The organism is Promicromonospora sukumoe 327MFSha3.1 (assembly GCF_000385135.1).
Taxonomy (GTDB): domain Bacteria; phylum Actinomycetota; class Actinomycetes; order Actinomycetales; family Cellulomonadaceae; genus Promicromonospora; species Promicromonospora sukumoe_B.
In genome coordinates, this window is the sequence record NZ_ARQM01000014.1 from 188,062 (window position 1) to 207,967 (window position 19,906).

Here is a 19,906-nt window from a genome sequence, read left to right on the forward strand (position 1 = left end):
GACAGACCCCCAGCCCGCCGGCCGCCGTCGGGCAGCGAGAGGAAAGAACCCATGCGTAACCGTAGGCACACCGTTCTGGCGTCCGGCCTGGCCCTCGTCTCGGCGATGGCGATGAGCGGCTGCGTGGCCGGCGAGGGCTCGGCCGCCGCCGGCGGGAGCGAGGGCGCGGGGGAGTGGAGCACCGACACCCTGAACATCGACTTCGCCACGTACAACCCGCTCAGCCTCGTGGTCCGCGAGCAGGGCTGGCTGGAGGAGGAGCTCGACGGCGTCGAGGTCACCTGGGTGCAGTCGGACGGCTCGAACACCGCGAACGAGAACCTGCGGGCGGAGGCGATCGACTTCGGCTCCACGGCGGGCTCGGCGGCGCTCCTGGCGCGGGCGAACGGCTCGCCCATCCGCACGGTCGACATCTACAGCCAGCCGGAGTGGTCGGCGATCGTGGTCGCGGGCGACTCGAAGATCGAGGACGTCGCCGACCTGGAGGGCGCGTCGATCGCGGCCACCAAGGGCACCGACCCGTACTTCTTCCTGCTGCAGACCCTCGACGAGGCGGGCATCCCGCTCAGCGAGGTCGAGGTGCAGAACCTGCAGCACGCCGACGGCCGCGCCGCGCTCGACAACGGGTCCGTCGACGCGTGGTCGGGCCTCGACCCGATCATGGCGGCCGCCGAGGCGGAGGCGGGCGACAAGCTGATCTACCGCAACATCGACTTCAACACCTACGGGTTCCTCAACGCGCGCGAGGAGTTCGTGGACGAGCACCCGGACGTCACGCAGGCCGTCGTGGACGCCTACGAGCAGGCCCGCGCCTGGGCCCTGGAGAACCCCGAGGAGCTGTCCGCGCTGCTCGCGGAGGTCGCCTCGATCGACCCCGAGGTCGCGTCCACGGTGATCGAGGAGCGCACCGTGCTCGACCTCGACCCGGTGCCCGGCGACAAGCAGCGCGACGTGCTGGAGGTCGTGGGCCCGATCTTCGTCGAGTCGGGCGACGTGGCCGCGCAGGAGAACGTCGACAGCGCGCTCGACCAGCTCTTCGCGCCCGAGTTCGCGCAGGAGGCGGTGGCCTCGGATGGCTGACCAGCAGGGCGAGGCAGGTCCCGTTCCCACGGTGGTGGTGCCGAACACCGAGCCGGGGCGTGCCCTGCCCGCCCGGGGTGCGTTCGGCGGCAGCACGCGCGGCTCCGCCGCCGCCGGGGACCTGACCCGTCGCGGTGGGGCCACGACCGGTCGTGCGGGCCGGGTGCTCCTCGGCCTGCTCGTGCCGCTGGTCCTCCTCGGGTTGTGGTGGGGCACGACGGCGGCCGGCCTGGTCCCGCCGTACCAGCTCCCCGGCCCGGTGGCCGTGTGGGACGCCGCCGTCGACCTGGTCGAGCGCGGGCAGCTCTGGCACCACGTGGCGATCTCGACGCAGCGCGTGCTGATCGGGTTCGCGCTGGGCGCCGCCGCGGGTCTCGCCGTCGGCTCCCTGGTGGGGCTGTCCAAGCTCGGTGACCTGCTGCTCGCGCCCACGCTCGGCGCGATCCGCGCCGTGCCCTCGCTCGCCTGGGTGCCGCTGCTGATCCTGTGGCTCAAGATCGGCGAGGAGTCCAAGATCATGCTCATCGCGATCGGCGCGTTCTTCCCCGTCTACACGACGATCGCGGCGGCCCTGCGGCACGTCGACCCCCACCTGGTCGAGGCGGGGCGGGCCTTCGGGCTGCGCGGGCTGCGGCTCCTGACGACGGTGCAGCTCCCCGCGGTGCTGCCCTCGCTGGTGGCCGGGCTCCGGCTGGCGCTCGCGCAGTCGTGGCTGTTCCTCGTGGCCGCCGAGCTCATCGCGTCGTCGATGGGCCTCGGGTTCCTGCTCAACGACTCCCAGCAGAACGGGCGCGTGGACCGCATCCTGCTGGCGATCGTGCTGCTCGCCGTGCTGGGCAAGCTCACGGACGCGTTGATCGGGCTGGCCGAGCGCCGCCTGCTGCGGCGGTGGGCATGACGGCGGGTGGGACGACGGCGCCGCGCGTCACCGCCCCGAACGTCACCGCGGAGGCGTACGACCGTGCCGCGGCCGACCCGGTCGCGTTCTGGGAGGAGGCGGCCCGCCGCCTCGACTGGGCGACGCCGTGGCACACCGCGCACACCTGGTCCCCGCCGGTGCCGCAGGACGGCGACCCCGAAGGCCTGACCGTTCCCGAGGCCGCCTGGTTCGTGGGCGGCCGGCTGAACGTCGCCGCGAACTGCGTGGACCGGCACGTCACCGCGGGCCTCGGCGCCAAGCCCGCCCTGCACTGGGAGGGCGAGAACGGCGACCGCACCTCGGTCACGTACGCCGACCTGCAGCGCCGCGTCGCGCAGGCCGCCCACGCGCTGACCGCCCTCGGCGTCGGGCCGGGCGACCGCGTGGTGATCTACCTGCCGGTGCTCGTGGAGACCGTGGTGATCGCCCTGGCCTGCGCGCGCATCGGCGCCGTGCACAGCCTGGTGTTCGGCGGGTTCAGCGCCGAGGCGCTGCGGTTCCGCCTCGCGGACACCGGGGCCAAGCTGCTGGTCACCACCGACGGGCAGTACCGCCGCGGCGTCGCGACGTCGGTCAAGGCGACCGCCGACGAGGCCGTGGCCGGGCTGGACCACGTGGAGCACGTGCTGGTGATCCGCCGCACCGGCTCCGACGTGACCTGGACGGACCGGGACGTCTGGTGGCACGACGCCGTCGACACGGCGCCCGAGGTGCACGACGCGCAGGCGTTCGACACCGAGCACCCGCTCTTCATCATCTACACCAGCGGCACCACGGGTAAGCCCAAGGGGCTTGTCCACACCTCCGGTGGATATCTCACGCACGCGAGCTGGGCCCACTGGGCGCACTTCGACGCGCGGCCAGACGACGTGCACTGGTGCACCGCCGACCTGGCCTGGGTCACGGCGCACACCTACGAGATCTACGGCCCGCTCTCCAACGGCCTCACGCAGGTGATCTACGAGGGCACGCCGGACACGCCCTCGCGCGAGCGGCACCTGGAGATCATCGAGCGGTACGGCGTCACCGTGTACTACACGGCGCCCACGCTGATCCGGACCTTCATGACCTGGTTCGGCGACACGCTGCCGGCGGGGCACGACCTGTCCTCCTTGCGCCTGCTCGGCACGGTCGGCGAGGCGATCAACCCCGCCGCCTGGGAGTGGTTCCGCGCGACGTTCGGGCGCGGCGAGCTGCCCGTGATCGACACCTGGTGGCAGTCCGAGACGGGTGCCGCCATGGTGGCCCCGCTCCCGTACGTGACGCCGCTGGTCCCCGGCTCCGCGACCCGGGCCCTGCCCGGCATCGAGGTGGCCGTGGTGGACGACGACGGTCGGCGCCTCGGCCCCGGCGAGCCCGGCATCCTCGTGGTGACGAGGCCGTGGCCGGGCATGGCGCGCACCGTCTGGCGCGACCCGGCGCGCTACCGCGACGCGTACTGGCGCAGGTTCGCGGGCCAGGGTCCCGCGGGCGCGTACTACGTGGCCGGCGACGGCGCGCTGCTGGACGAGCAGGGCAACGTGCACCTGCTGGGCCGGCTCGACGACGTCGTGAACGTCTCCGGGCACCGGCTGTCCACCATCGAGATCGAGTCCGCGCTGGTGGCGCACCCCACGGTCGGCGAGGCCGGCGTCGCGGGCGTGCCGGACGCCGTCACCGGGCAGGCCGTGGCGGCGTTCGTGGTGCTGTCGGGCGTAGGTTGGGCGGGCACGGCGTCGCCGCAGGAGGCGGACGCCGGGGCTGCCGCGCTCCGGTCGCAGGTGGCACGCGAGATCGGGCCGGTGGCCAAGCCGCGGCACGTGATCGTGGTGCCCGAGCTGCCGAAGACGCGGTCGGGCAAGATCATGCGGCGCCTCCTGGCGCAGCTGTGGCAGGGCGAGGAACTGGGCGACGTCACGTCGCTGCAGAACCCGTGGGCCGTCGACGACATCCGCGAGGTCCTGGCAGCAGGAGTCGCGGAGAGGAAGGCAGGACGATGACCGAGCACACCTTCGGGTTCCGCACGCGGGCCCTCCACGCGGGGGGCATCCCCGACGCGGCGACCGGGGCACGGGCGGTGCCGATCTACCAGACCACGTCGTTCGTGTTCCAGGACACCGACGACGCCGCGAACCTGTTCGCGCTGCAGAAGTACGGCAACATCTACTCGCGCATCGGCAACCCCACGGTCGCGGCGCTCGAGGAGCGCATCGCGTCGCTGGAGGGCGGCATCGGCGCGGTCGCGACGGCGTCCGGCATGTCGGCGGAGTTCATCACGTTCGCCGCGCTCGTCGGGGCGGGCGACCACGTGGTCGCGTCCGCGCAGCTCTACGGCGGCACGGTGACGCAGCTCGACGTGACGCTGCGCCGGTTCGGCGTCGAGACCACGTTCGTGCCCGGCACCGACCCCGCCGACTACGCCGCGGCGATCACGCCCGAGACCAAGGTGCTGTACACCGAGGTCGTCGCCAACCCGTCGGGCGAGGTCGCCGACCTGGAGGGGCTCGCCGAGGTGGCCCACGCCGCCGGCATCCCCCTGGTGGTGGACGCGACGCTCGCGACGCCGTATCTGGTGCGGCCCATCGAGCACGGCGCCGACATCGTGATCCACTCCGTGACCAAGTTCCTCGGCGGGCACGGCACCACGCTCGGCGGTGTCGTCGTCGAGTCCGGGCGGTTCGACTGGGGCAACGGCAAGTTCCCGCAGATGACCGAGCCCGTGCCGTCCTACGGCGACGTGCGCTGGTGGGGCAACTTCGGCGAGTACGGCTTCCTCACCAAGCTCCGCTCCGAGCAGCTCCGCGACATCGGCCCCGCGCTCTCGGCGCAGTCGGCCTTCCAGCTCCTGCAGGGCATCGAGACCCTGCCGCACCGCCTGGACGCGCACCTCGCGAACGCCCGCGCCGTGGCCGAGTGGCTCGACTCCGACCCGCGCGTCTCCTACGTGCTCTGGGCCGGCCTGCCGTCGCACCCGCACCACGAGCGGGCGCAGAAGTACCTGCCGCTGGGGCCGGGCTCGGTCTTCGCGTTCGGCCTCCAGGTCCCCGAGAACAGCGGCGTGCTGCTCGACGGGCGCGAGGCCGGCCGCCTGTTCATCGAGTCGCTCCAGCTCGCCTCCCACCTCGCGAACGTCGGCGACGCGCGCACCCTGGTGATCCACCCGGCGTCGACCACGCACCAGCAGCTCTCCGCCGACCAGCTCGAGGCGGCGGGCGTGCCCGAGGACCTCATCCGCATCTCGGTCGGCCTGGAGGACGTCGAGGACATCCTCTGGGACCTCGACCAGGCACTGACCAAGGCGACGGGAGCGACCCGATGAGCGAGACCACCCGGACCTGGCAGGGCCCGAGCGCCCCCGAGCGCCTGCGGATCCTGCGCTCCACGAAGTCGATCGCGATCGTCGGGGCGTCGGCGAACCAGGCACGCGCCAGCTACTTCGTGGCGACCTACCTGCTGTCCTCGTCCCCGTACGACGTGTACTTCGTGAACCCGCGGGCCACCGAGATCCTGGGGCACCCGGTGTACCCGAGCCTCGCGGACCTGCCCGTGGTGCCCGACCTCGTCGACGTCTTCCGGCGGCACGAGGACCTGCCGACCGTGCTGGACGAGACCATCGCCGTGGGCGCGAAGACCCTCTGGCTGCAGCTCGGCTCGTGGCACGAGGACGTCGCCCGCAAGGCGGAGGCCGCGGGGCTGAACGTCGTGATGGACCGCTGCGTCAAGATCGAGCACGCGCGGTTCCACGGCGGGCTGCACCTGGCCGGGTTCGACACGGGCGTGATCAGCTCCCGCCGGGCGGACCGGTAGGCCCGGCGCCGGTGCCGGGCCCGGGCCTTCGGGCCCGGGTCCCGGCCCGGGCTAGAGTCGGTCCACGATGAGCACACGAGTGGAGCCGGTCAGCGCGGAGCTCCTCGTCGAACGGGTGGCCGACGCCGTGCTCGCCTGCCCGGGCGGTGCCGACACCCCGGTCCGCCTGCTCGTCGACGGGCACCCGTCCACCCACCCCGACCGGCTCGCCGACGCGCTCGTCGCGCCCCTGGAGACGGCCGGCCGGCGCGTCGCCCGGGTCCGGGTCGCGGACTTCCTGCGCTCGCGGTCCCTGCGGCTCGAACGCGGTCGCGACGACCCCGACAGCCTGCTGTACGGCTGGATCGACGTCGAGGCGCTGAACCGCGAGGTGCTGCGGCGGGTCGTGGACCGCGGCGAGTACCTGCCCAGCCTGCGCGACCCCGACACCGACCGGGCCACGCGCGCCGCCTACGTCCCCGCCGACCCGGGCACCGTGGTCGTGCTGGACGGCGCGCTCGCGATCGCCCGCGGGCTCGACGTCGACGTCGCCGTGCACCTCGCGCTCAAGCCGGGCACGCTCCGCCGTCGGACACCCGACGAGGAGGCATGGGCCCTGCCCGCCTACGAGCGGTACGCGGCGCAGGCGGAGCGGGCAGCGGACCTGCTGGTCCGGGTCGACCACCCGGACCACCCGGCCCTGGTGCACCGCTGACCGGGCGTCAGTCGCTCGCGGCCGACGCCGGGGCGTAGCCCCAGCACTCGCTCATCGCCCGCAGCTCGCGCGGGATCTCGTCCAGGTCCGGGAGCGTGCGCCCGGCCTGGATGCTCCCGGTGCGGATCTTGTCCCGCCAGTCGCCCAGGCCCTTGCGGACCTCGCCGTGCTCGTGGTCGCCGTACGAGACCATGCCCGGCTCCCACGGCAGGCCGAGGAAGTCGCAGATCCGGTGGAACTCGGTCGCCGGGTCCGCGGTGACGTCCTCGTAGCGCACCGTGAGCCCCGGGAGCCGGTGCCGCACGTCCTCCAGCGCCGTCATGTACTTCAGCGTGTGCAGGATGGCGCGGTTCATGGGCCGCCGGGCCGGGTCGGCGTCGTGCCAGGACCGGGCGATCGACGCCGGGTGGCGCAGCAGGAAGATGAACCGGGCGTCGGGCCAGCACACCGCGAACCGGTCGGCGACGAAGACGTTGCTGGGGGTCTTCTCCACGACGACCTGCTTGCCGCTGCGCAGCAGCTCGCGGTGCAGCATCCGGTCCCACAGGATGTGCTCGACGTCGGCCACGTTGTGCCCCAGGGCGTCCATCGCCTCCTGGGTGAGCCGTGTCGTGAAGTCGACGGACAGCCGCCGCACGTGCGTCTCGATGGGCGCGTGCACCTGGGAGTGGCTGTCCAGCACGACGCGCAGCAGGGTCGACCCGGCGCGGGGCGACGAGAGCACGAAGACCGGGGCGACCAGCAGGCGGTCGGCCGCGGGGTCGGCCGGCGGGCGGACGCGGCCCCTGCCCGTCCGGCTCGTGCCGCCGCTGGACGTGCCGCCCTGGCGGGTGCCGCCCCGCCGGGCGGTGCCGTGGTTGCGGGGCACGCGCGTGACCCGCAGGCCCGCGTGCTTCTCGAGTGCCGTGCCGAACCGGCGGGCCAGCTGTGTGCCGGTCCCTCGAACCGTGAGCATGTCGAAAGGACTCCGTCCGGAAGTCCCCCTGCCGTCCAACACGGTGGCACGCCCTTCCCGGGCGCGCCACCGTAGCGGCACCGGCCCGGGCTACAGCACCAGGCAGAACGGGTGGCCCGCCGGGTCCGCGAAGACGCGGAACCCGCTGCCCTCGCCGGGCAGCCGGGCCGCGCCCAGCGCCAGCACCGCCGTCTCCCCGGCGTCCAGGTCGGGCACCCCGATGTCGAGGTGCAGCTGCTGCGGGTGGGCGGGGTCCGGCCACCGCGGCGGGTTGTAGTCCGCCACGGACTGGAAGAGCACGGGCCGGTCGCCGCCGAGCATGGCGACCCCGTCGGCGTCGTAGGTCACGGGAGCGCCCAGCACCCCGGACCAGAACGCGGCGAGCTCGGACGCGTCGGGGCAGTCGAAGGTGGGACCCATGACGGTCACGCCGTCCGACTCCTCCTTGAGGCACAGGTCGAAGGGGTGCCCCGCCAGGTCGGACAGCGTGATCCACCGCTCGTTCTCCCGCAGCACGGTGGCCCCGAGCTCCACCGCCCGGGCGCTCGCGGCGGCGAGGTCCGGCACGTACAGGTCGATGTGCGCCTGCTGCGGGTGCTCCTGCCCCGGCCACTGCGGCGGGACGTGGTCGGGCGCGAGCTGGAACGCGACGTCCCACCGGTCCGGGGTCGTGACGGTGATCCAGTCGTGGTCGGTGAACTTCACGGCGCCGCCGGTCAGGGCCGTCCAGAACCCGGCCTCGGTGGCGAGGTCGGGCACGTCCAGGACCACGGACTTGAGCACACCCACCCCGGGTGCGGGAGCCTCTGCGGCCGGTCCGGTGGAGGTCGATTCGGTCATGGCCCAACCTTTCGGGAGGTGGTGGGAAGAACCTTCGGCTACCACCTTGCACCCCGCCACCGACATTCCCCACCGGAAAAGTTGCGGAGGGCTGTCCACCGGGTTATCCACAGCATGCTCGCCCGTGACCCGCACCACTCCGGAGTTATCCACAGATACTGTCCACAGGCTTGTGAATGCGGTGGTCAGCCCTGGGGACGGCCGGACACACTGTCCCGGTGGAGAACACCGTCGCCCTCGCCCAGAGCGCCCTCGCCCCGACGTTCGGCGCCGTCCGGCTCACCGACCCGGTCGACCTGGGCGGCTCCGCCCGCTCCCAGGTGCTCCGCTGCCGGGTCGAGCGCGCCGGCAGCTCCGCGCCCCTCGGGGCTGGCCCGGACCTCCCGCCCACGGTGATCGTCAAGCGCTTCCTGTCCGACGCCGGCGCGTTCGTCCGCGAGACCGTCGGCCTGGACGTGTGCCCGGGCACGCCGACCCTCCTCGCCCAGGACCAGGAGCACGGCCTGATCGTCATGTCCGACCTCGGCGTGCTGCCCACGCTGGCCGACCTGCTCCTGGGGGACGACCGCGACGCGGCCTGGGACGGGGCGCGGTCCTGGGCCCGCGCGCTCGGCCGCACGACCGGCGGCTCCCGCGCCCGGGTGGCCGAGGCGCGCAGCCGGCTGGCGGCCGCCGAGCCGTGGGACGCCGACGCCGACCTCCGCGCGGGCGTGGACCGGCTGCTCGAGGCCGTGGCCGGGGGCGACATGGGGCCGGACGCCGACGCCGGGCCCGAGGGCCACGCGGCCGCGGCCCGCAGGACCGCCGTCGAGGCCGAGCTCGCCGCGGCCCTGCACCTGCGCGCCCCCGGTGCCGCCGCCGTCGTCTCGCCCACGGACACCTGCCCCGACAACGCCGTGCTGGGCCCGGACGGCTGGCACTTCCTCGACCTGGAGGGCACCGACGTCCAGCACGCCGCGTTCGTCGCCGCCTACGGGCTGCTGCCGTTCGCGACCTGCTGGTGCGTGTTCGACCCGCCGGCCGGCCTCACGGACATGCTGCTCGCCGAGCTCACCGCCGGCCTGGCGGAGCACGCGCCGGACGTCGTCGCCGACCCCGCCTGGGACACGTCGGTACGGCAGGCGTGCGCGCTCTACCTGGTCCTCGTCACCGGCTGGCTGTGGAAGAGCACGGTCGCGGGCCGGGAGCTGGTCGGCCCGGCGGGCCGGTCGCCGTCGTACCGGCAGCTCATGGTGTCGCGCTGGCGCTGGGGCGCGCTCAACCTCCGCGCGGACCTCCCGGCGCTGGCTGCCGTGTTCGGCGACGCCGCGGCCTGGGCGCTCGACCAGTGGGGCGCCGACGTCGAGCCGACGGGCTACCGCGCCTTCCGCTGACCCCGGCCGCCGAGGGCGGTCGTGACCGCGGTCCACGGCCGGGTCAGGCGCGGCAGCCAGCCCCGCTGGTGTCCGGCGGCCGCCACGGTCCCGACGGCGGCCACCGGGCCGCCCGCCCCGGCCGGCAGGCTGGGCACGGCGGACCCCGCGGGCAGCTCCGGCAGCGCCGTGCGCGCCGGGTCGTCCGCGGCGTCGATCTCGGCGATGAGAGCCTGCACGCGCGCCGTGACGTCGTCGACGATCCGCTCGACCTCCTCGATCGGCCGGCCAGCGGGGTCGTCCAGGGGCCAGTCGAGGTAGCGGCGTCCCGGGAACACGGGACACGTGTCGCCGCAGCCCATGGTCACGATCACGCCGGAGCTCCGCACGATGTCGTCCGTGAGCTCGCGCGGGAACTCGATGAGCCCGTCGAGCCCGCGCCGGGCCAGGACGGTCTCCGTCATCTGGTCGGGCTCCGAGACCGGCCGGGTGCCCGCGGTGCGCACCCGGATGCGGTCGCCCGCGAGGCGGCGGGTCACGGCGGCGGCGATCTGGGACCGGCCGGTGTTGTGGACGCAGACGAACAGCACGTCGCGCGGCGAGCCGTGCGTCACCTCGGTCATGGCGGCCAGCCGGTCCGTCGCGAGCCAGGCGGTCAGGGCGGGCAGCTGCGCGGAGGTCCGCACCTGCTTGACCAGCGCGGCGTAGCACTCGCGGACCAGGCGGTCCACGGTCCCGGCGCCCGCGTTGGCGGCGAACGTCGCGGCGAGGGTGTCGACCAGCCGGTCGAGCAGCGCCTCGTGGTCGTGCACGTCGAGCGCCGGCTCGCCGAGGAACCGCGGGGCGGCGAGCGCGGCCGTGCCGTAGCGCGCGATCCCGCGCGAGGAGACGCGGTACAGCGCCGCGTCCGACGCCTCCGGCCCGACGACGGCGACCAGCCCCACCGAGACCAGAGCCTCGAGGTCCTGCTCCACGTCCGCGACGGCGAGGGCCTGGGCCACGAGGTCGGCCGGCTCGCCGGCCGCGCCGTCCGGCACCAGCCCGGCGGCGGTGGAGCGGCCCGCCGGGTGCGTGAGCAGGCGCGCCAGCAGGCGCAACCGCTCGGGGTTCGCCATCGTGAGTCGTTGTGCTGAGCGCAGCTCGTCCGGGGTCATCGGTCTCTCCCTGGCCTACGGCGGTGTGGCCGAGTGCCAGGAGCGAGGCTACCCCGCTGCCCTGGACCTCGGCGGCCGCACGGTGGGAACGTCACCCACGATCGGCACCGGCCGCCGGTGGAACGGGAACCCGTACCGCGTGACGAGGCCGGCGAGCGTCGTGACCCGGTTGCGCGGTCCGATCAGCGACATGATGTGCACGAACAGCCACACGATCCACGCCAGGCCCTTGGTGATCCGCAGCGGGCGGCCCCCGGGCAGGTTGATCTCGGCGATCGCGGCGCGACGGCCGATGACCGCCATCGTGCCCTTGTCGACGTAGTGCAGGTCCTGCAGGGGCTCGCCGTCGATCAGGGCGCGGATGTTGCGGCCCGCGACGAGGCCGCCCTGGATCGCGGGCTGCGCGAGCTGGGGCAGGTCGGCGGGCGAGATCGCGATGTCGCCCGCGGCGAAGACACCCGGCAGGCCCTCGACCTGCATGTCGTCACCGATCCGGATGCGGCCGCTCTCGTTCTGCGGGAGGCCCCACTTCGCCACTTCGTCGTGCACGCTCACCCCGGCGGACCAGACGGTGAGGTCGGCGTGGATGCGCGTCCCGTCGGTGAGCACCACGGCCTCGCGCTCGACGGACGCGACCCCGGCGCCCAGGTGCAGCGAGACGCCGCGGTGCCGCAGCTCCTGGGTCGCGTAGGCGCGCAGCTTGGGCGCGAACGACTTGAGGATCTCGCCGCCGCGCTGCACCACCTTGACCTCGAACGCGTCGCCGTGGATCTCCGGGTAGGCGGGCGCGAGGCCGGCCGTGCGCAGCTCGGCGAGCGCGCCCGCGACCTCCACCCCGGTGGCGCCGCCGCCCACGACGACGACGCGCAGCCCGTCGTCGGCCCGCTTCGACTTCGCGGCCTTCTCCAGGCGGATGAAGAGGTTGTCGCGGATCCGCATGGCCTGCGAGCGCGTGTACATCGGGAACGAGTGCTCCTTGGCGCCCGGCGTCCCGAAGAAGTTCGCCGTGACGCCCGCCGTGACGACCAGGTAGTCGTAGCTGATCCAGTGGTCGTTGAGCAGGCGGATCTTCTTCGCGGCGTGGTCGGCCTCCACCAGGTGCTCGTGCACCACGTGCACGTTCTTCTGCTTGAGCCGCAGGCCGCGCAGGAAGTAGGTGACGTCGCCCGGGTTCAGGCCGCCGGTCGCCACCTGGTACAGCAGCGGCTGGAACGTGTTGTAGACGCGGCGGTCGATCAGCGTGATGCGCACGGGCGCGTCCTTGAGCGCCCGGACCGTGGCCATCCCGGCGAACCCGCCGCCCACCACCACCACGTGCGGCAGCGGCTCGGGGTGCTCGCTCATGGTCTTCTCGAGGCCGTAGTCCTCGTCGTCCTCGGGTGCTTGCACGGGGGTGTGTGCAGATTCGGTCACGAGCACGAGTCTCTCACCGCCCGGGTTACCGTGGTCGGTCGTGAGCACCACCGAACACCAGACCGACCCCGCCGGCCGCCCCGAGCGGCTGGCCCACGGCCTGCGCACCCGCCACCTGACCATGATGGGCCTGGGGTCCGCGATCGGCGCCGGACTGTTCCTCGGCTCGGGCCTCGGCATCGCCGCCGCGGGTCCCGCCGTCCTGGTCAGCTACGCCATCGCGGGCGCGATCGTCGTGCTGGTCATGCGGATGCTCGCCGAGATGGCCTCCGCGCTCCCGTCGAGCGGCTCGTTCTCCGTCTACGCGGAGGCCGCGCTCGGCCGCTGGGCCGGGTTCCTGCTGGGCTGGCTGTACTGGTTCACCATCGTCATGGTGCTCGGCGTCGAGGTGACGGGTGTGGCCGGGATCGTGCACGGCTGGTGGCCCGCGGTGCCGCAGTGGGCGGTCGCAGCCGCCGTCGTCGCCGTGTTCGGCGCGATCAACCTCGTGGGCGTGCGCCAGTTCGGCGAGGCCGAGTTCTGGTTCGCCACCGTGAAGGTGCTCGCGATCGTCGGCTTCCTGGTGCTCGGCGTGCTGATCGTCGTCGGCGTGGTGCCCGTGAGCGGCAGCGTCCTGGGGGAGTGGGCGCAGTACGGCGGGTTCGCCCCGGCGGGCCTGCCCGGCATCGCCGCAGGCCTGCTCACCGTCGTCTTCGCGTTCGGCGGCATCGAGATCGTCACCATCGCGGCCGCCGAGGCGCGCGACCCGCAGTCGGCCGTCGCGAGCGCGACCCGGACCATCCTGTGGCGCATCCTGTTCTTCTACGTGGGTTCGGTCGCGATCATGGTCGCCCTCATCCCGTGGACCGACGCCGCCCGGCTGGAGTCGCCGTTCGTCTCCGTGCTCCAGATGGCCGGGTTCGACGGCGCCGCGAGGCTCATGGAGGTCGTCGTGGTGCTCGCGCTGCTGAGCGCGTTCAACGCCAACGTCTACGCGACCTCCCGCATGCTGTTCTCGCTCGGCGGCCGCGGTGACGCCCCCGCGCTCGCGACCCGGGTCTCCCGCCGCGACGTCCCGTGGGTCGCGGTGCTGGTGTCGGTGTTCTTCGGCGTCGTCGCCGTGCTGCTCAACTACCTGCTGCCCGAGTCGCTGCTCGGGGTGCTGCTCAACGCCGTCGGCTCGGCGCTGCTGGTGGTCTGGATCCTCGTGGTGGTCTCGCAGCTCCGGCTGCGCCCGCGCCTGGAGGCCGCCGCGGCCGAGCGCGGCGAGACCCTGCGGCTGCGCGCCTGGGGCTACCCGTGGCTCTCGTGGGTCACGCTCGTGGCGCTCGTCGTGGTGGTGGGCCTCATGCTGTCCGACGCCGCCGCCCGCCCGCAGATCGCCGCGACCGCCGGCCTGGTCGTGGTGATCCTGGTGGTCTACGTGATCGCGCGGGCGCTGCGCCGCGTCCCGGCCGAGCCGGCGGCGTCCGGCCGGCGGTAGCCGTTCAGCAGACCGTCATCGGGGGTCCACCCGCTGGTCGGGCGGTCGCCAGCGGGCCCCCCGATCGTCGTCGACATGACCGAGCAGACCACCGGCGGCGTCGACCGCCGGACGTTCCTGTCCCTCAGCAGCCTCGGCGCGGCCGGCGTCGCGACCACGGCGGCCGTCGCCGGCGCGGCCCCGGCCGACGCCGTGGAGCTGGCCCGGCACCCACAGCGGGGCCTGCGGTTCGGGCGCGACGGCAAGTTCAAGATCGTCCAGTTCAACGACACCCAGGACGACGAGAAGATCGACCGCCGCACCCTCGAGCTGATGCGCGCGGTGCTCGACGACGAGCGCCCCGACGTCGTGATCCTCAACGGCGACAACATCACCGGCGGCTGCGACACCCCGCTGGAGATGCGTCAGGCCATGAACAACGTGGTGCAGCCGATGGAGGAGCGGGCCGTCCCGTGGGCGATCACGTTCGGCAACCACGACGAGGACTCGACGCCGAACAGCGGCCTCGACGAGGCCGACATGCTGGCCTTCTACCGCTCCTACCGCTACAACGTGAACGGCCCGACGGCGCGCGGCGTCACCGGGCAGGGCAACTCGAACCTGCTGATCGAGGGCACGAACGGCCGCCCGGCGTTCAACCTGTGGCTGCTCGACTCGGGCCGGTACGCGCCCGAGACCCTGTCCGGCCAGGACTTCGACGGCTACCCCCACTGGGACTGGCTGCGCATGGACCAGGTCAAGTGGTACTACGACACGTCGGTGCAGATCGAGCGCAAGGCCGGGTACGTGGTGCCGGCCCTCATGTTCATCCACATCCCGCTGTGGGAGTACCGGTTCATGTGGTTCGGCTCGGTCGACGGGCGCACCGACGCCGACCACGAGCGCGGCAGGGCGCGGCACCGCATCGACGGCGAGCGCAACGAGGACGAGTGCCCGGGGCCGTTCAACTCCGGCATGTTCTCGGCGATCCAGCACCGGGGCGACGTCCGCGGCGTGTTCTGCGGCCACGACCACGTGAACACCTACTCGGGTGACTACTACGGCGTGCTGCTCGGGTACGCGGGCAACACCGGGTTCGGCACGTACGGCCTGGGCGGCGCCGAGCGCAACCGGCTGCGCGGCGCGCGCGTCTACGACCTCGACGAGTCGGTCGACGGCGTGCTGGCCGGCACCCGGATGCGGTTCGCCGGCGAGTTCGGCATCGACCTGACCGCCGACGACCAGTGGATCGAGCCGCTCCCGCTGCCCCGGGGCAAGTAGCCGCACGTGTCAGACGTACAGGTCACCCGGGTGACCTGTACGTCTGACACGTCGGAGGGGTGTTTCCCGGATGAGAAAATGACCATATGGCTGAGCTCCTCGCGGTCTGTCGCGTGTACGTCCTGCATCCCGATCCCGGCACCGTGGGCGTCACGGCCATCGACAAGCGTCCGGTGGAGGGGCGGGTCAAGGTGCGGCCGTACGGCCTGTACGCGGACGTGCAGGCCGACCGGGCCAACCACGGCGGCCTCGACCAGGCGGTCTACGCCTATGCGCAGGAGGACGCCGACTACTGGGGCGCCGAGCTGGACCGCGAGATCACGCCCGGGCTCTTCGGCGAGAACCTGCGGGTCAGCGGCCTGGACGTGAACGGCGCGGTGATCGGCGAGCACTGGCGGATCGGCTCGGCCCTGCTGGAGGTCACGCAGCCCCGCACCCCCTGCCAGACCTTCGGCCGCCGACTCGGCGAGCAGCGCTGGGTGCGCCGGTTCACGCAGGCCAACCGCACGGGCGCGTACCTGCGTGTGGTCGAGAACGGCGACCTCGGCGCGGGCGACACCGTCGAGGTGGTGCACCACCCCCTGCACGGCGTGACCGTCGCGGACTGGTTCGGCGCGCAGTACGGCCTGGCGCGCGCGGCGCGGGACGCCGCCGGCTCCGACGGCGCGGACACCCCGGCCGCCGAGAGCCTGGAGGAGCTCGCGCAGCGCCTGCTGAACGCGCACGCCGCGGGCGAGCTCCGGCTCAGCGTCGACATGCACCGCCGCAGCGAGCAGGCCGCGGCGCGCGCCGTCGTCGACTGACGGGTACCGCCCCGGCTCGCCTGCTTCTTCCTCCGGGGTAAGCCATGCGCAGCCGGGTGGGTAACGCTGGCGTAGCACTGCTACCTCTCCGTTACCCACCCAGCCGCGCAAGCGTTCCCCCGGACCTCACGCGCGACGCTCGAAGCGGGCCCGTGCGGCGTCGTGCGCGTCCCGCAGGAGAGCGAGCACGGTCTCGCCGGTCGCGGGCCCGGGATTGACGACGGCGATCCAGCCGGCCGCCCCGTACACCGGGTGCGGCAGGACGACGTCGGCGGCGTCGGGCGGCGTGGCCGGCCCGACCTCCGCGGCCTGCCGCTCGACGGCGCCGGGTCCGACGGCGCTGGGCTCGACGGCGCCGGTGAGCTCCGCCGCCCGCGCCCGGCCGACGTGGACGTTGACCCGCCAGCGCCCCGCGGGATCCAGGTTCGAGGTGGCGTCGTCCGGGTAGTTCTTGGTGACGATGGTCCCGTACGGCTGCACGTTCCGCGGCATCTCACCGTCCGGGGCGTAGTAGAAGAATGCGTCGCCCCAGGCCAGCTCGGGAACCGTGGGGTCGCCGGCGTCCGGGGCTACGACGAGCGCGCCGTCGAGGTCACGCACCGCCGCGATGATCTGGTCGATGGTCGGGCCGGTACTCTGCGAGAGGTCCATGGTTCAAGCATCACCTTCAAGTGCTTGTGTGGGGTTGAGCGAATGACACCCGAGGTCTCCCGGCCGCTGCGCACGGCCGACGTCGCGCGGGAGTCCGGCTGGTCCGTGCAGCAGGTCCGGGACCTGGAGCGGCTGGGCGTCATCCCGCCCGCCACCCGGGCCGCGAACGGCTACCGGTCGTACGCCCCGGTGCACGTCCAGGCACTGCGGGCGTACCGCGGGCTGGCGAGCGCGGCGGGTCCGGTCGACGCGCGCCGCCTGCTCGCCGAGGCGCTCACCGGGAGCGTGGCCGACGCCGCCGCCGCGGTCGGTGCTGTGCACGTCCGGCTGGCCCGGGACCGCGACGAGGCCCTCCGGGCGCGGGAGGCGCTCGGCGCCATCCAGCGCGAGGCGACCGAGCGCGAGGCGACCGAGGACGGGGTGACCAAGGGTGAGGCGATCGAGGTCGAGCGGACCGGGGCGGCCCGGGCGGGCCGCCCCGCGCCGGCCGACCCGGCATCGGCCGATCCCGCCGACGTCCTCACGATCACGCAGCTCGCCGCCGCCCTCGGGGTGCGCACGTCCACGCTCCGGTTCTGGGAGCAGGAGGGACTCGTGGCGCCGGAGCGCGTGACGTCGCTGCGTGCCCGGCAGTACGGGCCGGCCGCCGTCAACGAGGCGCGCATCGTGGCGGCGCTGCGCGCCAGCGGTTACGGCGTCCCTGCCGTCCGCGACGTCGTCGCGATGCTGCGCCGCCTCCCGGGCGTGGACGAGGGGATCGCCCGGGCCGGGCAGATCCTGGACCGCCGGCTCGACCAGATCGCGGCCCGCACGGTCGCCCTGCTGCGCGCGGGCACGGACCTGGCCGACCTCGTCACCTCGCGGGGTGCATGAGCGAGGCCCTCGGGCCGCCCGGGCGGCGTCTCCTTCGAAGCCTAAGTTTCTCCGCTCTGAGCCGCGTCAAAGCGAAGAAACTTAGGCCTCGTGGGGAAGTGTCCGCGGGCAGATCGGGCAGATCGGACGCCACGCAGCGATCAGCAACCCGCCGCCCGCGCTCCGCGCTCCACGCTCCGCGCTCCGCGGTGAACGTAGGGTTCGTCGCCCCGAGAGCCGCTTTGGAGCGACGAACCCTACGTTCGCCGCAGGCCGCACTCGCGGCGGGTGCACCGAGCGTAGGGTCGGTCGCTCCACACGGGGCCGTGCGCGCAGCGGGGTCAGTCGTCGCTGAGCTGCTGGCCCTGGCGCACCAGGTCCTGCAGGGTGCGCTGCACCTGCTCGACGTCGGGCACGTCGTCGAGCACCATGCCCGGCTGGTCGGTGCCGTCGGAGATCACGAGGGTGCCGCAGCCGAAGATCCGGTCGCTGAGCTGCTTCTCGAACGTGACGTTGTTGATCCGGTACAGCGGGATGTCGCGGCCGGTCTGCGTCAGGATGCCGGTGCGCAGCGCGACCCGCTGGTTGGTGATGATGTAGCGGGTGGTGCGCCAGCGCAGGAACGGACCCGCGGACGCGACCAGGCCGAGCACCACGAGGAGCGCCGTCGCGACCCACAGCACGATCGGGTCGATCGGCAGCGGCAGCACCCACATCGCGATCAGCACGGCGATCAGCAGCAGGAGCAGCAGGATCGGCTTGACGACCTTCTTCGGGTGAGTGCGGAGCTGCATCACGATGGTCTCGCCTTCGGCGAGGTGCTCTTCCCTCATGCCGCGAATACTGCCTTACTGGGCCAATTGGATCTACTGTGCGGCAAGGTTCCATCCCTCGATGGTGCGCAGGCCGTGCCCGTACCCCAGCAGGCAGACGGCGGCGGTGCCCAGCTCGAACCGGGCGCCGAGCCGCGGGTCGACGCCGAGCCACACCGTGGCGAGCACCCGCAGCAGGTGCCCGTGCGCGACCAGCAGCACGTGGCCGCCGGTCAGCGACTGCTCCGCCCGCGCGATCACCCGCGCGGCGCGCACGGCGACCTGGTCCAGCGTCTCGCCGGGACGCCCGTCGCCGTGGTCGGCCGACGGCGGCAGCACCCGCACGCCGTCCTCGAAGATCTGGAAGTCGCGGCCCAGCAGCTCGGACACGTCGCGCGAGGTACGGCCGTCGACGGGCCCGTAGTCCCACTCGGCCAGGTCCTCGTCGACGACGGCGCCGGGGTGGCCCACGATCTCCGCCGTCCGCCGCGCGCGCTCGCGCGGGGACGTGAGGACGGCCGCGAACTCGTAGTCGGCGAGCGTCGCGCCGGCGGACCGGGCCTGGCGTTCGCCGTCCTCCGTGAGCGGCAGGTCGGTGCGTCCGGTGTGCTGGCCGCTCGCGCTCCACTCGGTCTGCCCGTGCCGGAGCAGCACGAGCTGCGGTTCGCTCGGGGGCCGCAGGGCCGGCGGCATCGTCTCGTCGGGCATGGGACGAGCATCCTGCGTCCGGGGGCCCTGCGCACCCCTGGCGACCGGCGTGGCGGCATGATCGGTAAAGGAACACCCCCTGACCTGCTCAAACACGCCACGGACAACACGCCGGGCCGACACCCCCGATCCTGGTGCGTGCCGGGTGCCGCGCCCTACTGTGGGGCCCGTGAGCCGTGCCACCCCGGCGTCGCGCGGCGCCGTCGACCGCTTCTCCACGCGAGGCGTGCCCGCGGCCCGGCGGATCGAGCTGTGGGAGGAGCACAACGCCGACGCCCTGGTGGCGCTCCGGTGCCGCATGCTCGAGGAGGAGGCGCTGGAGGCGTCCGAGGCGAACCTGCAGCTCGACCGGCTGCACCTGGCGCACGTCGAGGCCAGCCCGCACGCCGTCGAGCGCACGGCCCGCACGGTCCGCACCCGGCCCACGGAGTCCGTGGCCCTGTACTTCACGCTCCGGGGCGAGGCGTACTTCCACCACGACGACGGCGTCCGCCGGCTGCGCCCGGGCCAGCTCCTGGTGTGCGACGCCGACCGGCCGTTCCTGCGCGGGTTCTCCCAGGGGCTGGAGGAGCTCGCGATGAAGGTCCCGTACGACGTGTTCCGGTCCGCGGGCGGCACCATGCCGCGCCCCGCCCGGGTGATCGACTTCGGCACCCCCGGCGCGGACCCGAACCCGGACCCGAACGCCAACCCCTACGCCGCGGCCCTCGCCGAGCTCGTCGCGCGCGCCGTCGGGCCCGACGGCGACGGTGTGGCCGACGAGGACGCCGCGCTCGACCTGGTGACGGCGGCGCTGGCCGAGCCCGAGGCGTCACAGGCCGCGGGCGCGCACTTCGCCGCGGCCGAGCGGTACGTGCGGCAGTGGCTGCGCGACCCGACGATGTCGGCGCGCCGGATCGCCGACGCGATCGGCCTCAGCGAGCGGCAGCTCTCCCGCGTGCTCGCGGAGCACGGCACGAGCGTGCCGCGGCTGATCGCCCGGCGGCGCGTGGAGATGGCGAGCCGCATGCTGCGCATGCCGTCGTACGCGGAGCAGACCGTCGAGGCGATCGGCCTGCGCTGCGGGTTCTCGTCGGCCGCGCAGTTCTCCCGCGTGTTCCGGGAGCAGTCGGGCATGTCGCCGTCGGAGGCCCGGCGGTACGCCCTCGCAGCCAGGGCTTGATAC

19 protein-coding genes are annotated in these 19,906 nt (G+C 73.7%); 12 read left to right on the plus strand and 7 right to left on the minus strand.

The genetic code is table 11. The features are described 5' to 3' along the window. Window positions 1-51 precede the first annotated feature (51 nt). The 6 genes from H291_RS0123285 to H291_RS0123310 all read left to right on the plus strand — a co-directional run bounded on the left by H291_RS0123285 (window position 52) and on the right by H291_RS0123310 (window position 6,479). Window positions 52-1,080: an aliphatic sulfonate ABC transporter substrate-binding protein gene (locus H291_RS0123285; RefSeq protein ID WP_026366050.1), complete on the plus strand. Its 1,029-nt coding sequence runs from the start codon at window positions 52-54 to the stop codon at window positions 1,078-1,080. Continuing rightward, complete coding sequence (locus H291_RS0123290) at window positions 1,073-1,978, plus strand: ABC transporter permease (protein ID WP_020017437.1); 906 nt, start codon at window positions 1,073-1,075, stop codon at window positions 1,976-1,978. The genes H291_RS0123285 and H291_RS0123290 overlap by 8 nt, the downstream gene beginning before the upstream one ends. Next, entirely contained in the window at window positions 1,975-3,978 is a 2,004-nt protein-coding gene (acs, locus tag H291_RS0123295) for an acetate--CoA ligase (protein ID WP_051109620.1), read from the plus strand. Before H291_RS0123290 ends, acs begins: the two co-directional genes overlap by 4 nt. Next, window positions 3,975-5,297: an O-acetylhomoserine aminocarboxypropyltransferase/cysteine synthase family protein gene (locus H291_RS0123300; protein WP_020017439.1), complete on the plus strand. Its 1,323-nt coding sequence runs from the start codon at window positions 3,975-3,977 to the stop codon at window positions 5,295-5,297. Before acs ends, H291_RS0123300 begins: the two co-directional genes overlap by 4 nt. Beyond that, window positions 5,294-5,785, plus strand: a complete 492-nt coding sequence (locus H291_RS0123305; protein WP_020017440.1) for a CoA-binding protein — start codon at window positions 5,294-5,296, stop codon at window positions 5,783-5,785. Before H291_RS0123300 ends, H291_RS0123305 begins: the two co-directional genes overlap by 4 nt. 67 nt (window positions 5,786-5,852) lie before the next feature. Then, window positions 5,853-6,479 carry a uridine kinase gene (locus tag H291_RS0123310; RefSeq protein WP_033327777.1) on the plus strand — a complete coding sequence of 209 codons (627 nt, stop codon included), beginning with the start codon at window positions 5,853-5,855 and terminating at the stop codon, window positions 6,477-6,479. A gap of 7 nt (window positions 6,480-6,486) precedes the next feature. On the opposite strand, the gene H291_RS0123315 is transcribed toward H291_RS0123310, so the two are convergent. Beyond that, window positions 6,487-7,434, minus strand: a complete 948-nt coding sequence (locus H291_RS0123315) for a sulfotransferase family protein (RefSeq protein WP_020017442.1) — start codon at window positions 7,432-7,434, stop codon at window positions 6,487-6,489. A 90-nt stretch (window positions 7,435-7,524) separates the two neighbouring features. Beyond that, window positions 7,525-8,274: a VOC family protein gene (locus H291_RS0123320; RefSeq protein ID WP_020017443.1), complete on the minus strand. Its 750-nt coding sequence runs from the start codon at window positions 8,272-8,274 to the stop codon at window positions 7,525-7,527. 218 nt (window positions 8,275-8,492) lie between these two features. Here H291_RS0123320 and H291_RS0123325 point away from each other — a divergent pair, with 218 nt between their 5' ends. Next, complete coding sequence (locus H291_RS0123325; RefSeq protein WP_020017444.1) at window positions 8,493-9,647, plus strand: hypothetical protein; 1,155 nt, start codon at window positions 8,493-8,495, stop codon at window positions 9,645-9,647. Here H291_RS0123325 and H291_RS32930 read toward each other — a convergent pair. Together H291_RS32930 and H291_RS0123335 are read right to left on the minus strand one after the other, a co-directional pair. After that, window positions 9,629-10,780 carry an arsenate-mycothiol transferase ArsC gene (locus H291_RS32930; protein WP_157237278.1) on the minus strand — a complete coding sequence of 384 codons (1,152 nt, stop codon included), beginning with the start codon at window positions 10,778-10,780 and terminating at the stop codon, window positions 9,629-9,631. The genes H291_RS0123325 and H291_RS32930 overlap by 19 nt on opposite strands. A gap of 48 nt (window positions 10,781-10,828) precedes the next feature. Continuing rightward, a complete protein-coding gene (locus tag H291_RS0123335; RefSeq protein ID WP_232216149.1) occupies window positions 10,829-12,193 on the minus strand; it encodes an NAD(P)/FAD-dependent oxidoreductase in 1,365 nt (454 codons plus the stop codon). A 40-nt stretch (window positions 12,194-12,233) separates the two neighbouring features. Between H291_RS0123335 and H291_RS31420 the strand changes: the two genes are divergently transcribed. From H291_RS31420 to H291_RS31425, 3 genes are all read left to right on the plus strand, one after another. Then, a complete protein-coding gene (locus tag H291_RS31420; RefSeq protein WP_020017447.1) occupies window positions 12,234-13,655 on the plus strand; it encodes an amino acid permease in 1,422 nt (473 codons plus the stop codon). Between the two features lie 75 nt (window positions 13,656-13,730). Next, window positions 13,731-14,915: a metallophosphoesterase family protein gene (locus H291_RS0123345; protein WP_020017448.1), complete on the plus strand. Its 1,185-nt coding sequence runs from the start codon at window positions 13,731-13,733 to the stop codon at window positions 14,913-14,915. Window positions 14,916-15,001: 86 nt separating this feature from the next. Then, on the plus strand, window positions 15,002-15,718 hold the full coding sequence (locus tag H291_RS31425; protein WP_020017449.1) for an MOSC domain-containing protein: 717 nt from the start codon (window positions 15,002-15,004) through the stop codon (window positions 15,716-15,718). A gap of 126 nt (window positions 15,719-15,844) precedes the next feature. On the opposite strand, the gene H291_RS0123355 is transcribed toward H291_RS31425, so the two are convergent. Then, a complete protein-coding gene (locus tag H291_RS0123355) occupies window positions 15,845-16,369 on the minus strand; it encodes a DUF6194 family protein (RefSeq protein ID WP_020017450.1) in 525 nt (174 codons plus the stop codon). Window positions 16,370-16,411: 42 nt separating this feature from the next. On the opposite strand from H291_RS0123355, the gene H291_RS0123360 reads away from it, so the two are divergent. Further along, a complete protein-coding gene (locus H291_RS0123360; RefSeq protein WP_020017451.1) occupies window positions 16,412-17,242 on the plus strand; it encodes a MerR family transcriptional regulator in 831 nt (276 codons plus the stop codon). Window positions 17,243-17,562: 320 nt separating this feature from the next. On the opposite strand, the gene H291_RS31430 is transcribed toward H291_RS0123360, so the two are convergent. After that, window positions 17,563-18,054, minus strand: coding sequence for a PH domain-containing protein (locus H291_RS31430; protein ID WP_033327780.1), 492 nt, complete (start codon window positions 18,052-18,054; stop codon window positions 17,563-17,565). Window positions 18,055-18,087: 33 nt separating this feature from the next. Next, window positions 18,088-18,741: a histidine phosphatase family protein gene (locus H291_RS0123370; RefSeq protein WP_020017453.1), complete on the minus strand. Its 654-nt coding sequence runs from the start codon at window positions 18,739-18,741 to the stop codon at window positions 18,088-18,090. Window positions 18,742-18,910: 169 nt separating this feature from the next. Here H291_RS0123370 and H291_RS0123375 point away from each other — a divergent pair, with 169 nt between their 5' ends. After that, the gene (locus H291_RS0123375) at window positions 18,911-19,903 is read left to right on the plus strand and encodes an AraC family transcriptional regulator (protein ID WP_020017454.1); all 993 of its coding nucleotides are present in this window, start codon (window positions 18,911-18,913) and stop codon (window positions 19,901-19,903) included. The last annotated feature ends 3 nt before the right edge of the window (window positions 19,904-19,906 follow it).